The organism is Oceanobacillus chungangensis (assembly GCF_003369565.1).
Taxonomy (GTDB): domain Bacteria; phylum Bacillota; class Bacilli; order Bacillales; family Amphibacillaceae; genus Oceanobacillus; species Oceanobacillus chungangensis.
The window spans coordinates 80152-100485 of record NZ_PIOD01000002.1 but is presented as its reverse complement, the minus strand read 5'-3'; the positions used below and the strand labels follow the sequence as shown (position 1 = coordinate 100485).

Here is a 20334-nt window from a genome sequence, read left to right as displayed (position 1 = left end):
ATAAAGTGCTGATTAGCTTTGAATGATATTCATTTCCTTGACTGTCGCTCCAGAAATACACTACTCTGGGATTATACAAAAACATATTAGTTTACTAGCCCTCTATTAAATATTATTGTATTTCTCTCATAGTTATAGTTATTGTTCGCAGTAGTATTAAGAAGCTTCTTAAAAAAGAAGCTAACAGAATTGCATTAAGGCGTACAATGTACCTATACTTCAATCACCTTTGCACCTAATATATACTTAATTAAATAATCATTACTATCCATCTATTAATTAAAAAAATATCATTGAAAATATCTCAATCAAAGAAAAAGCCACCTAAATTTAGGTGGCTTTCGTTTAGTAAATTGTCGCGGTTTCTTTTTTAGTAATATAACTCCCGATATGATTTGCTAAATCGAGGACACGTCTGGAGTAGCCCCATTCATTATCATACCAAGCTAACACTTTAATCTTATTGCCCTCCATCACAATCGTAGAGAGCCCATCAATCGTTGCTGAATGTTCGGTTGTCGTATAGTCAATCGAAACAAGTGGTTCGTCACTAAAATGAATGATGCCTTGTAATTCCTCGCTTTCAGCTTGCTTAAAAGCTGCATTTACTTCTTCGACGGTCACAGTAGCTTCCACATCGACGACGAGGTCGACTAAGGAAACATTTGGGGTCGGTACTCGTAATGATAGACCATGTAATTTACCATTTAAATGAGGCAGCACTTGTCCTAATGCTTTTGCTGCTCCCGTTGACGTTGGGATAATCGATTGGGTACAGCTACGAGCACGGCGTAAGTCCTTATGTGGATTATCTAAATTTTTCTGATCATTTGTGAAGGCGTGTACGGTTGTCATCAATCCATTAATAATGGAAAAATGCTCATCAAGCACCTTCACTACTGGTGCTAAGCAATTCGTCGTACATGATGCATTAGAAATAACATCATCTGCTTCTGGATCATACGTATGTTCATTTACGCCCATTACAATCGTATTGTCGACTTCTTTCCCAGGTGCTGTAATGACTACTTTCTTTGCTCCTGCTTGGATATGTAGTCCAGCACTTTCCTTCGTTATAAATTTACCTGTTGCCTCAATTACAATATCAACATTAAGTCGTTCCCATGGCAGCAAGCTTGGTTCACGTGAATTGACGATTTCCACGATTTGCCCATTGATTTCAACTGCATCATGAAGTGCTTTCACTTCTTCGCTATAAACACCATGGATGCTGTCATATTTAATTAAATGTGCGAGTGTCTCAGGTGGATAACTTGCATTAATTGCAACTATTTCTAATTGTTGCTCGTTCATCGCTTGACGAAAAACCATTCTGCCGATTCTGCCAAATCCATTAATCGCAACGCGTGTCTTCACCATTTCGATCGAACCCCCAATATGTTATACTCAAAACTATATTATCACAATTAGTATAACATATTTAAATAATAATGTTACTTATTTTAATGTTTTTTATAAATTAAGGTATTATCTTCTCTTTTCTAGCGAAAAAAAGAAGGGCTCCAAAATTGAGCCCTTCTTTTAGTTTATTTGCCAATCGGTTAATATTTTTTCCAGCTGTTCATACGATTCTTGTTTACTGCCGTTATTATTAATAATTGCATTGGCCAGCTTTGCTTTTTCTTTTACTGGAAACTGGGAAGCGATTCGTTGCTTTGACTCTTGCTCCTCTAGGCCATCTCTCTCCATTAGACGTTGTAATTGAACATGTTCATCGACATAGACAACAATTGTCTTATCTACTAACGCCGTTAAATTGCTCTCGAATAATAACGGTATATCGAGTACAATACAGCGTTCGCCTTCAGCAATTAGCGCATCCCGCTCGGCTATCATCTTTTTTCTAACCTCTGGATGAACGATGCTATTTAACGTCAACCGCTTTTCGTCATCGGAAAAGATAATCGAACCTAGCCTCTTCCTGTCCAAAGTTTGGTCTTCTCTCAAAATTGCTTCGCCAAATTCCGCTACAATTCCTTTATATGCCGGTTTACTCGGTTCTACTACGTCCCTTGCGACTTTATCAGCATCGATGACTGGAATCTTGAAGTCATCGAACATAAGGGAGACAGTGCTTTTCCCACTAGCAATGCTGCCTGTTAAGCCAATCACGAGCGTCAATTTCATTCACCTCTTATTGTTTCTGGCATGTTGGACAAATATGGGTTCCGCGTCCGCCAACCTTTGATTTGACAATTTCGTCACCACAATACTTGCATGCAGTTCCTTCTTGTCCATATACGAATAATTCTTGCTGGAACATTCCCATCTCACCATTTCCATTCACATAGGATCGAATGGTTGTTCCACCTTGCTTAACCGCATCGCTTAGAGTCTTGATTGCTGCAGCCTGAATTTGTTTCACTTCATTGTCCGATAATTGACTCGCAGGTTTTAATGGATGAACCCCCGCTTTAAAAAGCGTTTCATCAACGTAAATATTGCCAAGGCCAGTAACGATTGTTTGATCGAGCAGTACTTGCTTGATCACTCTTTCGGTTTTTCTAAGCCTCTCTGAAAAGTATTCAAACGTAAAAGCCGCATCAAACGGTTCTGGACCTAATTTCTTCAATGGATCATGAAGCAATTCTTCTCCTTTAGGGAAAACATGCATCGTTCCAAATTTCCGAACATCGTTATATCGTAATTCTTCTCCATCTGTAAAAGAAAAGATAACATGGGTATGCTTTTTCACTGGCTCATCCTTAGCGTTTACACTATACTTCCCTTCCATCCGTAAATGAGATACAAGGACATAATGATCGAAATGAAAGAGGAGGAACTTTCCTCTTCTTGTCATATCACGAATCGTTTCGCCAATTAAAAGCTGTTTAAATAAGGCAATATCATCTGGCTCTTTAATAATCTTTGACCAGTTTACGGTTATATTTTCAATTGTTTTACCTAGTACTAGCGTTTTTAATGTGCTTTTAATTGTTTCTACTTCTGGTAATTCTGGCATTCTTCATTCCCCTTATTTTGCATCAAACCAGCTATCTCCGTAAGAATAATCGACCTTGAGTGGGACAATTAATTCAACGGTATTTTCCATCATAGCTGGGACTATTTCTTTTAATTTCTCAATTTCTTCTTTAGGTGCTTCTAAAATCAATTCATCATGTACTTGAAGGAGCATCCGTGCTTGCAGCTTCTCTTCTTTTAGTTTCGCATCCAAGTCAATCATGGCTTTTTTAATAATATCTGCTGCACTGCCTTGGATTGGCGTATTCATTGCGGTCCGTTCTGCAAAGCTTCTTAAATTAAAGTTTCTGCTCGTAATATCTGGCAGGTAGCGACGGCGATTCATAATTGTTTTCACATAGCCATGCTGCTTCGCTTCCTGGACGATATCTTCCATATATTGCTTCACATCAGGATAGATATCAAAATAGCGATCAATAAAGTTTTTTGCTTCTTTTCGTGTAATCCCCAGGTTTTGGGAAAGGCCATAATCACTTATTCCATACACAATTCCAAAGTTAACGGCCTTTGCTTGGCGTCGCATATTCGATGTTACTTCGTCTTTTTCTACATGAAAGACTTCCATCGCCGTTTGTGTATGAATGTCGAGATCACTCTTAAATGCAGCAATTAATTTCTCATCCTTCGCAATATGGGCAAGCACACGTAATTCAATTTGCGAATAATCGGCTGCAAACATAATCCAATCTTTCTCTGATGGTACAAATGCACGACGGATCTTCCTGCCCTCTTCCAAGCGAATCGGGATGTTTTGCAGATTCGGATCAATCGAACTGAGTCTCCCTGTTTGTGTCAATGCTTGATTATAGCGTGTATGAATTTTACTTGTGTCCTTATTTACTACCTTTAAAAGTCCTTCGATATAGGTGGATTGCAGCTTCCCTAATTGACGATATAATAAAATCTTCGGAATGATTTCATGCTCGGTTTCTAGTTGTTCAAGTACATCTGCAGCAGTAGAATAGCCAGTTTTCGTTTTCTTAATTACTGGTAGTTCTAATTTCTCAAATAGGATTGGCCCGAGCTGTTTCGGTGAATTTAAATTAAATTCTTCCCCAGCTAACTCGTAAATTTCCTTTTCAAGATTTGCTAATCTTCCTTTTAAATCTACTCCCATTTCTTCGAGTCGACTTTTATCTACTAAGACACCTTGAGACTCCATTTCGCCTAAAATAAGTGCGAGTGGCATTTCCAAATCAAGTAATAAATCTGCTTGTTCATTCTCTTCAAGCAATTCTTCCATTTCTGGCTGCATGGCAAAGAGTGCATGCGTCTTCCTTGCAATATGCTCGGCTAATACCGCTTCTTCTGGAACCTTCTGCTTCGCCCCCTTACCGTAAATCTCTTCATCAGATTGCGCCATTGTTTTACCCATTCTAGTTGATATTGCTGGGATATCATGATTATTTTCTGATGGATTTAACAAGTAAGATGCAAGCAGCATATCAAATCTAATTCCTTTAATATGGATGTCATATCGTAATAAAGCGACAAGAGTTTTCTTCGCATCGAAAACATATTTCTTCTTGCTCTCGTTCTCGGCCCATTCTTTAAAGATGTCCGACTTTATCGCAAGCTCTGTCGGTATAAAGTAAGCTGCCTTTTCATTTACAATACCAAAACCCTCAATCGCTGCTTGATGGTAGTTCTCACCGAGCATCTCAATTACAACTGCTTCTTTACCAGTAAACATATCGCCACTGATTTCTTCAACAATTGTATAGTCGATTTCATCTAAACTAACTGTTGTTTCTTCCACACCATCTGCACCAGCCATTTTATTTAGCAGCGATTGGAAGCCTAATTCTTTAAAAATCCCGCTAATCTGATTCGGTTTGTACTCTGAATAATTTGCATCATCAACCGTTACCTCTATTGGCGATTCACAATTAATCGTCACGAGCTCCTTACTCATAAATGCATCATCTCTATAGGTTTCAAGATTTTCCTTCAGCTTCTTACCACTAACCTCGTCCAGATGTGCATATACTTCTTCTAATGTTTCGTACTGCTTTAATAGTTTAGTCGCTGTTTTTTCACCAACACCTGGAACACCTGGAATATTATCGGAGCTATCGCCCATTAATGCTTTTAAATCAATGATTTGTTCTGGCGTTAATTCCATTTTTTCCAGCATATAGGCTGGTGTATATTTTTCAACCTCACTAATTCCTTTTTTCGTTACACTGACTGTAACAGTATCATCGACGAGCTGCAGCATATCCTTATCACCAGAGATAACCGTTACGTCAAAGCCATTATCCCTTGCTTGTTTTGAAAGGGTACCAATAATATCATCCGCTTCATATTGATCGAGCTGATAATGCTTAATTCCAAATGCATCAAGCACTTCCTTTAAAATTGGAAACTGCTCCGATAACTCTGACGGTGTCTTCTGTCTGCCGCCTTTATATTCCTTATAAGTTGAATGACGAAATGTTGTTTTCCCCGCATCGAATGCTACCAGCAAATGTGTAGGCTTTTCTTCCTCTAGCATTCGCAGCAGCATCGTAGTAAATCCGTAAACAGCATTCGTGTATACCCCTTTATCATTATTTAAAAGCGGTAAAGCAAAAAAAGCGCGATAGATTAAACTGTTTCCGTCCATTAAAACTAATTTATTCGTCATAAATTCAATTCCTCCAAAAAAATTATCATTAAAGCTATTTTATCATTGTCGCCTATGAAAAGAAAAATTTTAGTAATGTAGGGTTAATTTTAGGGCCAGTCGCTTCAGAAATACACTTCGCTTTCTGCGGGGAGCAGGTGAGCCTACTCGTGCTGTCGCACTTCGTATTCCCATCTAGGCTCTTCTTCCCGCAGGACAAGGAAGGCTTTGGCAGCATTGCATCGCAATCAGACAAATTGTCCTTTATTTTCGAGGAGTCTTCGTGTATTTCTTCCGCCGGAAATGAGCAATTGCTATTGTTCTTCTATCTTTCTATAAAGATGAAATGGCAATTCCTATCTTATGTAGTTGATTGTAACAGTAACCTGAAGCAGTGCCCAAAGGACTCAACTGTTATTAACTGAAATAAACATAGTTAACTTTTCATAGTTCTTTAATCGAGATAACTACAATAAGAAAATAGCCTCCGCTAATAAAGAAACATCCTCATAAATTTAGAGGATGCTCTTTATTCATTATTAAAGCGGCAAGTATACATGCATGCTTGTCCCTTTATTTACTTCACTTTCAATTTCAATTTCTCCTTCATGAACCTCGACAATATGCTTTATTATTGCAAGTCCAAGTCCTGTTCCACCGGTGTTTCTACTCCTAGCTTTATCAACACGGTAAAAGCGTTCAAAAATTCTCGGAATTTTTTCTTTATCGATCCCTATCCCTGTATCTGACACATTGATATGCACATATTCTTCCTGCTTTTCAACTTTCAAATAAATATGTCCGTTCTCTGGCGTATAATTAATTGCATTATCTATAAGATTAATAAAAATTTGTTTTACGCGCTCTTTATCCGCTTTAAACACAACATTTTCTTCTATGTCCACATGTAAGGTGAGTTTTTTCGCTTCAGCATGATACATAAAGGTCGGGATGATATCTTGTGTAATATCCTTTACATTTATCGTATTCAATACGAGACGGAAATTCTCATTTTCAAGCCTTGATAGTGTAAGCAGATCTTCGATTAATAGCTGCATCCGATGACTTTCATTATAGATAATCCTTAGAAACTCCCGTGTTGTTTCCTCATTGCTCATACCACCATCAAGCAACGTCTCAGCAAAGCCCTTCATCGATGTAATCGGTGTTCTCAGTTCATGAGACACATTCGCAACGAAATCCTTGCGCATCGATTCTAATTTTTTTAAATCCGTTATATCTCGTATGACGAGCACGGCACCCTTTAAATTATTTTGATCATTGAAAATCGGGATACCAGATATTTCGTAATATAATTTTTTGATTCCTATGTAATGGGTAAAGGATTCCTTAATACTATTCTCCGATACAAAAGCCTTTTGCACTGCTTTAATACATGCCTCATTTTCTAATACATCGTAATATAGCTGAGAAAGATAATTCTCTGCTTTTCCGCCAAACATATTGATAAATTTTGTATTAATAAGCTGAATAAATCCTCTTTCATCAATCAGGATTAAACTGCTTTCGGTATTATTCACTAGTGTATTCAGTTGCTCTAATCGTAAATTCTTCTTCGTTGCAAGCTGGTTCAAGTGACTGGCAAGTCCATTTATTTTTGTATTTAATGTTCCAACCATTGTCGGGCCATTTTGTAATCTTACGCCATAGTTCCCCTTTTGAATCTCTTCCATCGTATCGATTGCCTTTTCAACTGGCTTAATTAAAATCCGCGAAAAGTACGATATCATGTTTAAAAAAATAATATACTCAATAGTCAATACGATTGCTAATGCAAGGTAGTTATCCGTAAAGGGAATGAGTAAAACACCAGTACCAAGCACAATGAAGAACAACATAACTACATATGTGAACAGTGGCTTTTGAAACAAATTACTCATTGGTTAGGATCCTCTAATTTATAGCCAAGTCCGCGAACCGTTTTGATGTAGATAGGTTTCTTTGAATTAGGTTCGATTTTATCGCGCAAATGGCTAATATGCACGTCAACAATCCGTGTATCGCCAACAAAATCATAATCCCATACTCCGCTAAGCAATTGGTCTCTAGAAATTACCTTCCCCTTATTATTCGCTAAGTAAAATAATAACTCAAATTCTTTTCTCGTAAATGTAATCACATTGGAATTAACCTCTGCTTCATATCTTTCCGGGAAAATCGTTAAATCGCCAACCTTTAATTTATTAAAACTCGTTTGTGTCGATTTTTTCGTTCTGCGTAAAATTGCCTTAACCCTCGCAACAACCTCTTTAGGACTAAATGGTTTCGTTAAATAATCATCAGCACCTAGTTCCAGGCCAAGAACTTTATCGAACTCATCATCCTTCGCAGTCAGCATTAAGATTGGTGTCTCATTTCGATTATTTCTTAAATGCTTGCAAACTTCCATTCCATCCATCTCAGGAAGCATCAAATCAAGAATAATTAAATCATACTCATTATTCTCTGCCTTTTGGATTGCTTCTAAGCCATCATATGCTATGTCTGTTGAAAAACCAGCCTTTTCGACATTATAATTCAAAAGTGTAACAATTGGTTTTTCATCATCTACGATTAATATTTTCTGACTCAAGTAAGAAACCCCCTATAATATACTCTTTCTTAGTCAACTAAGGTATAACCACAGCTTTTGGTAACAGCCTTAGTTTCACTTCTGTAGTAATAAAGTATTTTTACTATCATAGTACAAAAACACAAAATCTATTACTCTTCCCCATCTTACCATGAATCAAGCGTATTATATTAATAATAAGATATTGTAAATAAAAATTTACACATTAATTGGTAAATTGAATTATATTTTATGAATAGTGAGCAGTTGTAAACTTGGATGGAGCTATTAGTTGAGAAGTGGAGCGCGCCAGAAACAAGTTGGAGCTCACATACAAATAATCGAGCAAAGAGGCTCGAAATATCATAAAAGCTATATTTTTTGTCCGATAATTAAAACCCGCTCCAATCAGAATTGGAGCGGGTTCTCTTTATTGCAGTATGTTAAGCACACTTTTAACAGATGCTGCGGACTTATCAAGTGCTGCTTTTTCCTCTGCTGTTAAGTCGAGTTCGATAATCTTCTCAATTCCCTTTTCACCAAGTATGGTTGGTACACCAAGATAAATATCAGTATATCCATATTCCCCTTCTAAATAAGCAATAGATGGGAGCACTCGGCGTTGATTTTTGAGTATTGCTTCTGTCATTACCACTAGTGAGGCTGCTGGCGCATAATACGCACTACCGTTTCCTAGTAGGTTGACGATTTCGCCGCCGCCTGTTCGTGTTCGTGCAACAATTTCATCTAAGCGCTCTTTAGAAATCAGTGTCTCTAATGGGATTCCGCCTGCATAGGAATAGCGAATCAATGGTACCATTTCGTCGCCATGCCCACCTAATACAAATCCGGTAATATCTTTGACAGAGATGTTCAACTCTTCCGCAATAAAGCTACGAAAACGTGCGGTATCAAGTACACCTGATTGACCGATAACACGTTCCTTTGGTAGTCCCGATTCCTTGAATACTGTATAGGTCATTGCATCGACTGGATTTGTCAGAACAATAATCGTCGTATTTGGTGAGTACTTGACGACATCACTCGCTACTGCTTTCATGATTTTTGCATTTGTATTTACTAAATCATCTCGGCTCATGCCTGGCTTACGTGCAATGCCCGCAGTAACGATGACTATATCGGAATCCTTAGTATCTTCGTAGCTTGATGTTCCAATTACTTTTGCGTCAAACCCCTGGACAGGTGCTGATTCTGCCATATCGAGCGCCTTACCCTTTGTTGGGTTTTCCATATTCGGGATATCGACTAAGACAACATCGCCTAATTCTTTTTGTGCTATTAGAAATGCGGTTGTTGCTCCAGTAAATCCAGAGCCGATTACAGAAATCTTCTTACGATTTACTCCCATGATCATTATCCCCTCTTATCTAGCTCCTATGTTTAGTTCATATTCTTAATTAATTCTGAACCGAATTCAGAGCATTTCACTTCCGTTGCACCGTCCATTAGACGTGCGAAGTCGTAAGTGACGACTTTTGTTGCAATTGTTTTATCCATTGAATCTGTAATTAATTTCCCTGCTTCTCTCCATCCTAAATGATCAAGCATAAGAACAGCTGATAAAATAACAGATGATGGATTTACTTTATCAAGTCCAGCGTATTTTGGTGCAGTACCATGTGTTGCTTCAAAAATAGCATGTCCAGTATCATAATTGATGTTTGCTCCCGGAGCGATACCAATTCCACCAACCTGTGCTGCTAATGCGTCAGAAATATAATCTCCATTTAAGTTCATCGTAGCTACAACGTCAAACTCATTTGGACGAGTTAAAATTTGTTGTAGGAAAATATCAGCAATCGAATCTTTAATAAGAATCTTACCTGCTGCTAATGCATCATCTTGAGCTTTGTTCGCTGCATCTTTTCCGTCTTGCTCAACGATGCGATCATATTCAGCCCACGTGAAGACTTTATCTGCGAATTCTTCTTCCGCTACTTCATATCCCCATTGCTTAAATGCACCTTCTGTAAATTTCATGATGTTACCTTTATGTACTAAAGTAACACTCTTACGGCCTTCTGTTATTGCATATGTGATTGCAGAGCGAACCAAACGCTTAGTTCCTTCTTCTGATACTGGCTTAACTCCAATACCTGAAGTCTCTGGGAAACGAATATTACTTACATTCATTTCTTTTTGAAGAAAATCAATGACTTTCTTCACTTCATCTGAGCCTTTTTGCCATTCAATTCCTGCATAGATGTCTTCTGTATTCTCACGGAAAATAACCATATCAACATCTTCTGGACGTTTTACTGGTGACGGTACACCTTCAAAGTAACGAACAGGACGTAAGCATGTGAATAGGTCTAATTCTTGGCGTAATGCAACGTTAAGCGAGCGGATTCCTCCCCCAATTGGTGTTGTTAATGGACCTTTAATTGCTATTTTATATTCGTTAATTTTATCAAGTGTATCTTGAGGCAGCCATTCGCCTGTTTTATCAAAAGCTTTTTGGCCTGCATATACTTCTAGCCATTCGATTTTCTTTGTACCATTATATGCTTTTTCCACTGCAGCTTCGATTACGCGCTGTGCAGATGCCCAAATATCTGGACCTGTTCCATCTCCTTCAATAAAAGGAATTATTGGGTTGTTTGGTACATTTAGATTGCCATTTTCTACTGTAATTTTTTCACCTTGTGTCATTTTATTCATACCTCCTAATATAATTAAGGGAGGAATAGCTACTGATTGTTGCTATTCACAGGCCCACTACTCACTTATTATCGCTTTAGACTATTATTTACGGTCCTAAGCCTAAAAGCACTTCCTATCAATGAATCTCTTAATCTCTATCTTTAATTGTTACATATTCCTTTGTCGTTGGTCCAACATATTCTGCTCTTGGACGGATTAGACGGTTATTTTCATATTGTTCAAGAATATGTGCACACCAGCCGGACGTTCGGCTAATCGCAAAGATTGGCGTAAATAAATCATGGTCAATCCCTAATGCATCATAAACAGATGCACTATAGAAATCAACATTCGCAGGTAATCCTTTATGCTGCTTAATATATCCCTCAATTTCTATAGACATATTATACCATTTTTCTCGTCCATTTAGCTTTGTCAATTTACGTGACATTTCTTTCAAATGCTTCGCACGCGGATCACCATTACGATAAACACGGTGACCCATGCCCATAATCTTCTCTTTATTGTCTAATTTTTTCTTAATATATGGAATTGCTTCTTCTTCTTCACCGATCTCTGTGAACATTTTCATAACTGCTTCATTTGCCCCACCATGAAGTGGTCCTTTTAATGCTCCGATAGCTGCTGTTATTCCAGAATAAATATCGGCTAATGTTGCAACACAAACCCTTGCTGTAAATGTCGATGCATTTAATTCATGGTCCGCGTGTAGCACGAGCGCTTTATTAATTGCTTCTCTTTCAATATCTTTCGGCTTCTCATTATTCAGCATGTATAGGAAGTTTTCTGCATAGCTAAGATCCTTCTGTGGCTTCACTGGATCTAATCCCTTACGTATTCTCGAGAAAGCTGCAACAATTGTTGCAATCTTCGCTTGGACGCGAATCGCTTTTCGCTTATTAGCTGCTTCCTCCATCACATCTGCTTCGTCATCATACAAACCAAGCAATGAGATTGCAGTACGTAATGCTCCCATTGGATGCACTGTTGTTAAGTCATAAGAACGTAAATGATCGATAATCGCATCAGGTACTTCCATATTAGCAGCGAGTTCTGCTTTCATCGCATCTAATTCTGTTTGATTCGGTAGTTTCTTATTCCACAATAGAAAAACTACTTCTTCAAAACTAGAATTATTAGCTAAATCATCAATTCTATAACCAACATATGTGAGTTGATCATCAATAATAGAACTTATGGATGACTCGGCTGCTACAACCCCTTCTAGTCCTCTAGTTGATGTTGTCATAACAAACCCTCTCCTCTATTCAATATTGTATTCGGTTTCAGAGGTTGTTCAAAAAGTATGGTTAAAACGACACATTGAATCTCTTCGCTAGCTTGCTTTTCCACTACTCACGCTAAGACATTCAGGGAACTTCTACTAAAACCGTCTACGTCCTGTAGACAAAGTATAAGTCACCACTTCCTGTGAAAGCCCTTTGCAGGGAGCTACGCTGCCTCAATCTTCTCGGCCCTTTTTATCCTCCTTTTGAACACTCACCTTAATGGAATACGATTTAACAATATTTATTCCCCAGTTGCCTAGCCAGACTATGAACTTATGATAGTTAAAAACTTATATGGCTAGCAAACAAATAGAAACAAATACCGTCTCCCCAAATCTAATTATAAAGTATTATGAATGTAAAGTGAATTGAAACCGTTTAATTTATATAAAATTATAAATAGAAATTTAAATTCTCTCTCAGAATACGTGCTAATTTCTTTTCTATTAGCATATGTAGAATAGTACAAGCATCTTTTTGTAGAGAGGATTTTCTTTTATGTACAAGCCTTTGTTAATGCAGCTATTACGCCTCATTATCGTCATTGCCATTATGATATGTGGTTACTTTATAATAAAATATACTTTTATTTATCTATACCCACTATTTATTGCAGTACTGTTAGCGTCCCTGCTTCATCCGATCGTCCATTTTATTGAATCGATTATTCCAATGCCTAGAGCTTTTGCAACTTTCATTACAATTATATTTATCTTTCTGTTTTTATTCGGGACTATATACTTTATTATCATCGAAATCTATCAAGGAACAGCCTTTTTAGCGGAGAAACTTCCTGCATATTTTCAAGCATTTCTATTATATATCGAAGCATTATTTAATCAGTCAATTGTTCCCATCTACGAAAAGGTTCTCTCCCTATTCCAAACATTAGGTCATTCACAGCAACAAACAATTGAGCAAAACGTAAATAAGCTGACAGTAGAATTTGCTACATCTGGTGCAGAACTGCTGCAGAACTTATTTTCAAGCATTCCTAGACTGCTTTCCTTCGTACCAGATTCCATTACGGTGTTTATTTTTACTATTTTGGCAACTTTTCTCATTACAAATGACTGGGAGCGACTTAAACAGGGGTTGAAAACAATACTGCCTCAAGTAGCAAACACATCTACAAAAAAGATTCTTTCACATTTAAAAGGATCTTTACTCGGATTTATAAAAGCACAGTTAATTTTAGTTATAACTACATCAGCTTTAATCCTGATTGGATTACTTATCTTAAGGGTGGAGCATGCTGTAACGATTGCTCTATTAGCTGCATTCGTTGACATTATTCCATTTATCGGAACGGGGATGATCTTTATCCCCTGGATGCTTTATTTATTTCTTACTGCAAATTATTCGCTGACAATTGGCATTACGATCATCTACATGGTGACAATCGTTTTACGCCAATTAATCGAACCAAAAGTATTGTCCTCTAATATGGGGATCCATCCACTTGTCGCATTGCTAGGGTATTTTCTCGCACTTCAGTTTTGGGGAATTGGTGGATTTCTGGTAGCACCGCTCCTTCTTATTGTTCTGCATGCCTTTTATCATGCAGGAGTGTTTCATTCGATTGGTGCGTTTATAAAAGGCTCTACATGATTACCATTTGCGATGAATGATTGTCCCATTTTCTATTTTACGCTTGAGAAAGTGATAGACCCACCATTTGATTGGGCGTCGTGTAAATGGTAGCACTAGGACAATACCTAGAATATCTGAAATAAAGCCAGGAGAAAATAAAAGAATCGAGCCAATAAAAATACAGATTCCATCAATCATAGCTTCACCAGGTGGCTGTCCCTGGCTTATCATCAACCTTGCCCTATTCCATGTATCGGTTCCTTGTCTTTTGGCAATTGCTACTCCAGCAATACCTGTGAAGAGTATGAAGAAGACGACCCACCATGGTCCAATCATGCTTCCAAGCCAAATGAATACTCCAATTTCAGCAGCTGGTATGAGGAGTAAAGCAAGTATCAACCAACGCATAAAGCATCTTCCTTTCTAATCTATAGGCTTATTTTGTACTGTTTGTTGCTTTTATACAACTCAGAAGCAATTGCTCTCTCGCCGTTCGCTCCGAAAATACACTTCGCTTTCCGCGGGGGCTGGTGAGCCTTCCTCCCGCAGGAGTCTTCGTGTATTTTCTACACAGGGGTCGTGCGAATGATAAAAGTAAATTAACCCTCTATTAAGATAGAACTGGATTTCACTCTCACATGACCGTTAATCGTCGCTTCGGCCTACTTTTTAGAGATATGAAAATAGAAACCGGCTGATTAGCCGATTTCTATTTCTATTAACTATTATATTTTAACATATGGCGATTAAAGAACGCTCGCGTGACCTTTATAAATATCGCCTTTTCTTCCATCAATTGTGATTGCTTGGCCGTCTGTTAATGTTTCAAATACATCCTCAACACCAACAATTACTGGAATACCTAGGCTTAATCCTACTACAGCTGCATGTGAAGTTAATCCACCTTCTTGTGTAATAACTCCTCCAGCTTTTTCGATTGCTTCCATCATATCGCGATCTGTTCCGTTTGTAACGAGAATGTCGCCATCTTTAACCTTCTCAATTGCTTCCTTAGCATTTTTAGCAAATACTGCTTTACCGTATGCTGTACGTCTGCCAATACCTTGTCCTGTTGTAAGTACATCACCAATAACATGTACTTTAAGCAAGTTAGTTGTACCACTTGCACCAACTGGAACACCAGCAGTGATAATTACACGATCTCCACGGTTGCAAAGATCTGTGTTTAGTCCTAAGTCAACTGCAATATCCAGCATTTCATCTGTAGATTGTGCTTGTTTGCCCATAACAGCATGAACACCCCATACTAATGAAAGCTGACGATTTACTGATTCTGCATATGTTACAGCAAGAATCGTTGCTTTTGGACGATATTTAGAAATCATTCTTGCAGTATGACCACTTTCTGTTGGAGTAATAATCATATTTATATCTAAGTTTAGTGCAGTATGTGATACAGATTGTGTAATTGCTTCTGTGATTGACATATCTACATTTTTGGAACGTTCTTGTAAGATCACATTATGATCAAGTGCGGATTCTACTTTTAATGCAATATTGTACATTGTTTGTACAGATTCGACAGGATAATTTCCTGCAGCAGTTTCACCTGAAAGCATGATTGCATCCGTACCATCTAAAATCGCGTTCGCAACGTCTGATGCTTCTGCTCTAGTTGGACGAGGGTTTCTTTGCATTGAATCTAACATTTGTGTTGCTGTAATAACTGGTTTTCCAACTGTATTACATTTCTTGATTAATTCTTTTTGTACTAATGGAACATCTTCTGCTGGAATTTCAACACCTAGGTCTCCACGAGCAACCATCAAACCATCACTGACTTCTAAAATTGTGTCAATATTATCGACACCTTCTTGGTTTTCAATTTTAGGAATAATGTTGATATAAGAACCATTATATTCCTTCAGCACTTCTCTAATTTCAAGTACATCTGATGCACGTCGTACAAATGATGCAGCAATAAAATCAACTTGGTTTTCAATCCCGAAGATAATATCGCTCTTATCTTTATCTGTAATTCCTGGAAGATTTACAGATACATTCGGTACGTTTACACCTTTTTTATTTTTAACAATACCAGTGTTTAGGGCTTTTGTTACAATATTACCTGCAGATTTGTCGATCTCGATAACTTCTAATTCAATCAAACCGTCATCGATTAAAATCTTAGAACCAACATGTACGTCGTTAATTAGCTCGTCATATGTTACAGAAAAACGATCTGCTGTTCCTTCAACTTCTTCCATTGCGATTGTAACAGTGTTACCTTCAACTAACTCTGCTATACCATCTTTAAAACTGCCTGTTCTAATTTCTGGACCTTTTGTATCCAACAAAATTGCTACTGTTTTACCAGTATTCTCGGAAGCTTGTCTAATATTTTTAATACGATTTAAGTGTTCATCATGGTCACCGTGAGAAAAATTAAGTCGGGCAACGTTCATGCCTGCTTCAATTAGCTTTTCTAAAGTTTCTACAGATTCTGATGCTGGACCAATCGTACATACAATTTTCGTGTTTTTCATCTGTTACTTCCTCCTTAGGTTATGCAATACTAAATTGATAATTCTTTTGATAATTGATACATATCTTTATCAATTTCGTGTTTTTTCGACAAAATATCATTAATATCGTAATCAACAAGTTCATTGTTTTCAATTCCAACCATTCTTCCAGACTTTCCGTTCAGCAAGATTTCGACAGCTTTCGCACCCAAACGACTTGCTAATACTCGATCTTGTGCAGAAGGTGATCCTCCACGCTGTATGTACCCTAAAACTGTTACACGTGTTTCTAATTTAGTTGCTTCTTGAATTCGTTCACCGTACTCAATCCCACTACCAACGCCTTCAGCTAAAACAATGATACTATGCTTCTTACCGCGTTCATGCCCGCGTTCCAGACGATCAATTACTTCGTGAAAATCATCTTTTCTTTCTGGAATAATAATGCTTTCAGCTCCACCAGATAACCCTGCCCATAGTGCAAGATCTCCTGCATCTCTTCCCATTACTTCAATGATATACGTACGTTCATGAGATGTCGCAGTATCACGAATTTTGTCGATTGCTTCTATAACTGTGTTTAATGCCGTATCAAAACCTATGGTGAAATCTGTTCCAGCGATATCATTATCAATTGTTCCAGGAACACCAATACATGGATACCCCTTCGCAGTCAGTTTCTGTGCACCACGGAAGCTGCCATCCCCACCAATTACAATTAATCCATCAATTTCATATTTATTTAATTGCTCAATAGCTAAATTTTGACCTTCTTCTGTTTTAAATTTATCACTTCGGGCAGAGAAGAGAATAGTCCCTCCACGTTGAATTATATCGCCAACAGAACCTACATTCATCGGTTCTATATTACCTTCCATCAATCCTTGATATCCATTTTTTATTCCAAATACTTCTACGTCATGATAAATAGCCTTTCTAACAACTGCGCGAATAGCAGCATTCATTCCAGGTGCATCGCCACCACTTGTTAGAACACCAATTCTCTTTATCATTTACATTCACCTCTAGTCGAAAATTATTTGAACCTAACTTACTGTACCATAATTTGTCGCAAAGTGGAACTTCAATCAATGCCTGAGATAGCCTTGCCGTAAACCCAATTATGTAACTGTACTATATTAAGGATAATGAAAAAATAGTAAAATAGCAATGATTTATTAGAAAACTAAGCTTTAACCAAGCGTTTCGGTGACTTGCTTATGCAGTATGCAAGTCGTTATTTATCTTACTTACCAAAAATTCACGTAAAAATAACAAAGGCGTATGGATACGTTAGATAACTAGTGCTTAGCCAAGCTCTTTTCGGTTACAGCCTTATTTACACTTATTAGTACTTTCTTAACCACCAAGAAAGGGCTGATAATGCTAGCATTATCAACCCTAGGACTTATTGCATTTATTCGAATTCACCAATCACTTTATATTTTTCCCATCGTTTTTCTAATAGCTCGTCTTTCGTGTAACTAGAGAGTTGTTCTAGTGATTGCTTGATTACTAGGTCAATATATTCTGCCTGCTGCTTTACATCGCGATGTGCTCCACCTCTTGCTTCAGGAATAATCTGATCAATCACATGCAAGTCCTTCAGATCATAAGCAGTAATTTTCATCGTTTCTGCAGCTCGCTTTGCCTGTCTGGAATCCTTCCATAGTAATGCCGCAGCACCTTCTGGAGAGATTACAGAATAGGTTGAATTCTCAAGCATGTGTAGACGGTCACCTACGCCAAGTGCAAGCGCACCACCGCTTCCACCTTCACCTATTACAATACAAATAATCGGAACCGTGAGTCCTGCCATTTCCATTAGGTTTTTGGCGATTGCTTCACTTTGTCCACGCTCTTCGGCTGCCTTACCAGGGTATGCTCCCTTCGTATCGATAAAGCAAATAATCGGGCGATTGAACTTCTCTGCCTGCTTCATATGACGAAGAGCTTTCCTATACCCTTCAGGATGCGGCATCCCAAAGTTTCTGCGAATATTTTCCTTTGTATCTTTCCCACGCTGATGGCCAATGACAGTAACAGGTTGATCATGATAATAAGCGATACCCGCAATGATAGCTTCATCATCACCAAAGTAACGATCACCATGAAATTCAATGAAGCTAGTGAAAATCTCTTCCACGTAGTCCATCGTTGTTGGGCGTTCAGGATGCCTTGCCATCTGTACACGATCCCATGGCTTTAAATTACCATAGACATCTTCCTCTAGCTCTGCCAAGCGCTTTTCTAGTGTCGTAATCTCTTCAGTCAAATCCAGTTCACTTTCGGAAGTGAATTTCTTTAATTCGACGATTTTTTCCTTTAAGTTGATGATTGGTTTTTCAAATTCTAAAATATGTTTCACGCATCATTCCTACCCTTCTGGTGCATTTCAAGTAGCGTTGTAAGAAGGTCTTTCATCTCTTCTCGCGGAACAATTCGATCCAATTGTCCGTGCTTTAATTGAAATTCTGCAGTTTGGAAATCTTCGGGTAGTTTCTCACGAATTGTCTGTTCAATGATGCGACGACCTGCAAATCCAATCAATGCGCCAGGCTCTGCAAAATTATAATCACCAAGAGAAGCAAAGCTTGCAGAAACACCACCTGTAGTTGGATGGGTCATAATCGAGATCATTAGTCCACCGCTGTCACTGAAGCGTTTGATTGCAACAGAAGTCTTCGCCATTTGCATTAAGCTCAAGACACCCTCCTGCATTCTTGCCCCCCCAGATGCAGTGAAAATGATGAATGGCAATGATGCCTCTCTCGCATTTTCAATGGCTCTCGTAATTTTTTCTCCAATCGCAGAACCCATACTTCCCATACGGAACGAAGAGTCCATAACAGCAACCGAAGTGGCTTGTCCGTTAATTAGCCCTTCACCCGTAATGATTCCTTCATTCAATCCCGTTTTCTGCCTGTCCTTCTTAATCTTCTCTTCATAATCAGGAAAATCAAGTGGGTTGACGGATGTTAATTGCTTATCCCATTCTTTAAATGTACCTTCATCGAATAGATCTTCAATTCGATCCCATGCTTTTAATGGGTGATGATAGCCACAATTTGGGCAGACATTCAAAGTTTTCTTCATTTCTTTACGATAAAATATTTTATGACATTTATCACATTTTTGCATTAAACCTTCAGGAACATCTACCTTGCTATGTTCGCTCGGTATCGTTGCGTATTTCTTACGCTTGCTAAACATAAATTTAGCCAAGGTAATTCCTCCTTTATGAGCATCTTGACTTCACTCTTGAATAGATCAAATGATTCATTCGTTTTAATAATTTTATTTGGCTTGTTTTAATAATGTTGTATATTGGCTGCTTTATAAATAATACGCGTCATTCTTATATCAATTATACTAGCTTATCCCAATTAAAAAGACTGTCTAAACTAGTCGATGAGTTAATTTTTTGTATCTTCATATAGAAAGAAAGCCTGCTAACTTTCTTGTTTGCTAAATAAATTCTCAATCGATACATAATCGTGTTCAGTATATAACCTTACAAGCTCTCGATAAAACGATGGGTCATATACATCCCGTTTAATCGTATGTGAGAATTTCTCCATTAGGTGCCATATACGCGCTAATAATAAATTTCCCGTTTTCATAAAGATAAAGTTAAAAAACGCAACATGGCGGTCATTTGGATGTTCATATGTATCATCGATCATCCGATACATTTCTTCAAAATCCTGATCTGTAAATCGATCGAAAGCAAGTTTCGCTGCTTCCTTCTCAATAATTCGCTTCGATAAAAACAAATCTTCTCTAGTATTGCTTTCCTGCAAAATAAATGATGATAAAAGTTCGACGGTTTGAAACGGACGATACGTACTTAAAAAAGTACCCTCACCGGCCTTTGTTTCAATTAAACCAAGCAATTCAAGGGCCCGCAGTGCTTCCCTTATCGACGATCTGCCAGCCTGCAGCTTCTCCGCCAGCTCACGCTCCGAGGGAAGCTTGTCCCCCGCGTTTAGCTTGTTTTTCTCTATAAACCCACGAATTTCATCTAGTACACCTTGGTATACTTTCTGCTTCGGCAATAGTGACATAGTGCGTTGTCACCCTTCCACGGATAAATTC

At 38.0% G+C, this 20334-nt stretch carries 16 protein-coding genes; 1 reads left to right on the top strand and 15 read right to left on the bottom strand.

The genetic code is table 11. The annotated features are described in order from the left end of the window. Nucleotides 1-345: 345 nt before the first annotated feature. The 9 genes from CWR45_RS01610 to citZ form a co-directional block, all read right to left on the bottom strand. Complete coding sequence (locus CWR45_RS01610) at nt 346-1380, bottom strand: glyceraldehyde-3-phosphate dehydrogenase (protein WP_115748052.1); 1035 nt, start codon at nt 1378-1380, stop codon at nt 346-348. 162 nt (nt 1381-1542) lie between these two features. Then, nucleotides 1543-2142 carry a dephospho-CoA kinase gene (gene coaE, locus CWR45_RS01605; protein WP_115748051.1) on the bottom strand — a complete coding sequence of 200 codons (600 nt, stop codon included), beginning with the start codon at nt 2140-2142 and terminating at the stop codon, nt 1543-1545. Nucleotides 2143-2155: 13 nt separating this feature from the next. Continuing rightward, a complete protein-coding gene (gene mutM, locus CWR45_RS01600; protein WP_115748050.1) occupies nt 2156-2983 on the bottom strand; it encodes a DNA-formamidopyrimidine glycosylase in 828 nt (275 codons plus the stop codon). Nucleotides 2984-2995: 12 nt separating this feature from the next. Continuing rightward, entirely contained in the window at nt 2996-5632 is a 2637-nt protein-coding gene (gene polA, locus CWR45_RS01595) for a DNA polymerase I (protein ID WP_115748049.1), read from the bottom strand. Nucleotides 5633-6150: 518 nt separating this feature from the next. Then, nucleotides 6151-7512, bottom strand: a complete 1362-nt coding sequence (pnpS, locus tag CWR45_RS01590) for a two-component system histidine kinase PnpS (protein WP_115748048.1) — start codon at nt 7510-7512, stop codon at nt 6151-6153. Beyond that, nucleotides 7509-8204: a response regulator transcription factor gene (locus CWR45_RS01585; RefSeq protein ID WP_115748047.1), complete on the bottom strand. Its 696-nt coding sequence runs from the start codon at nt 8202-8204 to the stop codon at nt 7509-7511. Before CWR45_RS01585 ends, pnpS begins: the two co-directional genes overlap by 4 nt. 409 nt (nt 8205-8613) lie before the next feature. Continuing rightward, a complete protein-coding gene (gene mdh / locus CWR45_RS01580; protein ID WP_115748046.1) occupies nt 8614-9552 on the bottom strand; it encodes a malate dehydrogenase in 939 nt (312 codons plus the stop codon). Nucleotides 9553-9584: 32 nt separating this feature from the next. Continuing rightward, nucleotides 9585-10856, bottom strand: coding sequence for an NADP-dependent isocitrate dehydrogenase (icd, locus tag CWR45_RS01575; protein ID WP_115748045.1), 1272 nt, complete (start codon nt 10854-10856; stop codon nt 9585-9587). A gap of 139 nt (nt 10857-10995) precedes the next feature. Beyond that, a complete protein-coding gene (gene citZ / locus CWR45_RS01570) occupies nt 10996-12117 on the bottom strand; it encodes a citrate synthase (protein WP_115748044.1) in 1122 nt (373 codons plus the stop codon). Nucleotides 12118-12655: 538 nt separating this feature from the next. Between citZ and ytvI the strand changes: the two genes are divergently transcribed. After that, on the top strand, nt 12656-13768 hold the full coding sequence (gene ytvI / locus CWR45_RS01565) for a sporulation integral membrane protein YtvI (RefSeq protein ID WP_115748043.1): 1113 nt from the start codon (nt 12656-12658) through the stop codon (nt 13766-13768). Here ytvI and CWR45_RS01560 read toward each other — a convergent pair whose 3' ends face one another. The 6 genes from CWR45_RS01560 to CWR45_RS01535 form a co-directional block, all read right to left on the bottom strand. After that, nucleotides 13769-14158, bottom strand: a complete 390-nt coding sequence (locus CWR45_RS01560) for an FxsA family protein (RefSeq protein ID WP_115748042.1) — start codon at nt 14156-14158, stop codon at nt 13769-13771. 338 nt (nt 14159-14496) lie between these two features. Continuing rightward, nucleotides 14497-16257 (bottom strand): pyruvate kinase, encoded by a 1761-nt coding sequence (gene pyk, locus CWR45_RS01555; protein WP_115748041.1) that lies wholly within the window; start codon nt 16255-16257, stop codon nt 14497-14499. A gap of 29 nt (nt 16258-16286) precedes the next feature. Continuing rightward, nucleotides 16287-17246, bottom strand: coding sequence for a 6-phosphofructokinase (pfkA, locus tag CWR45_RS01550; RefSeq protein ID WP_115748246.1), 960 nt, complete (start codon nt 17244-17246; stop codon nt 16287-16289). A gap of 407 nt (nt 17247-17653) precedes the next feature. Continuing rightward, a complete protein-coding gene (gene accA, locus CWR45_RS01545; RefSeq protein ID WP_115748040.1) occupies nt 17654-18604 on the bottom strand; it encodes an acetyl-CoA carboxylase carboxyl transferase subunit alpha in 951 nt (316 codons plus the stop codon). Continuing rightward, a complete protein-coding gene (gene accD, locus CWR45_RS01540; protein ID WP_115748039.1) occupies nt 18601-19461 on the bottom strand; it encodes an acetyl-CoA carboxylase, carboxyltransferase subunit beta in 861 nt (286 codons plus the stop codon). Before accD ends, accA begins: the two co-directional genes overlap by 4 nt. Before the next feature lie 227 nt (nt 19462-19688). Next, nucleotides 19689-20303, bottom strand: a complete 615-nt coding sequence (locus tag CWR45_RS01535; protein ID WP_115748038.1) for a FadR/GntR family transcriptional regulator — start codon at nt 20301-20303, stop codon at nt 19689-19691. Nucleotides 20304-20334 lie beyond the last annotated feature (31 nt).

Coding starts and splice junctions, on each gene's coding strand:
- pnpS (WP_115748048.1), bottom strand. CDS start 7,512: ATGAGTAATTTGTTTCAAAAGCCACTGTTCACATATGTAGTTATGTTG.
- CWR45_RS01610 (WP_115748052.1), bottom strand. CDS start 1,380: ATGGTGAAGACACGCGTTGCGATTAATGGATTTGGCAGAATCGGCAGA.
- pyk (WP_115748041.1), bottom strand. CDS start 16,257: ATGAAAAACACGAAAATTGTATGTACGATTGGTCCAGCATCAGAATCT.
- citZ (WP_115748044.1), bottom strand. CDS start 12,117: ATGACAACATCAACTAGAGGACTAGAAGGGGTTGTAGCAGCCGAGTCA.
- mdh (WP_115748046.1), bottom strand. CDS start 9,552: ATGGGAGTAAATCGTAAGAAGATTTCTGTAATCGGCTCTGGATTTACT.
- CWR45_RS01535 (WP_115748038.1), bottom strand. CDS start 20,303: ATGTCACTATTGCCGAAGCAGAAAGTATACCAAGGTGTACTAGATGAA.
- CWR45_RS01560 (WP_115748042.1), bottom strand. CDS start 14,158: ATGCGTTGGTTGATACTTGCTTTACTCCTCATACCAGCTGCTGAAATT.
- mutM (WP_115748050.1), bottom strand. CDS start 2,983: ATGCCAGAATTACCAGAAGTAGAAACAATTAAAAGCACATTAAAAACG.
- ytvI (WP_115748043.1), top strand. CDS start 12,656: ATGTACAAGCCTTTGTTAATGCAGCTATTACGCCTCATTATCGTCATT.
- icd (WP_115748045.1), bottom strand. CDS start 10,856: ATGACACAAGGTGAAAAAATTACAGTAGAAAATGGCAATCTAAATGTA.
- polA (WP_115748049.1), bottom strand. CDS start 5,632: ATGACGAATAAATTAGTTTTAATGGACGGAAACAGTTTAATCTATCGC.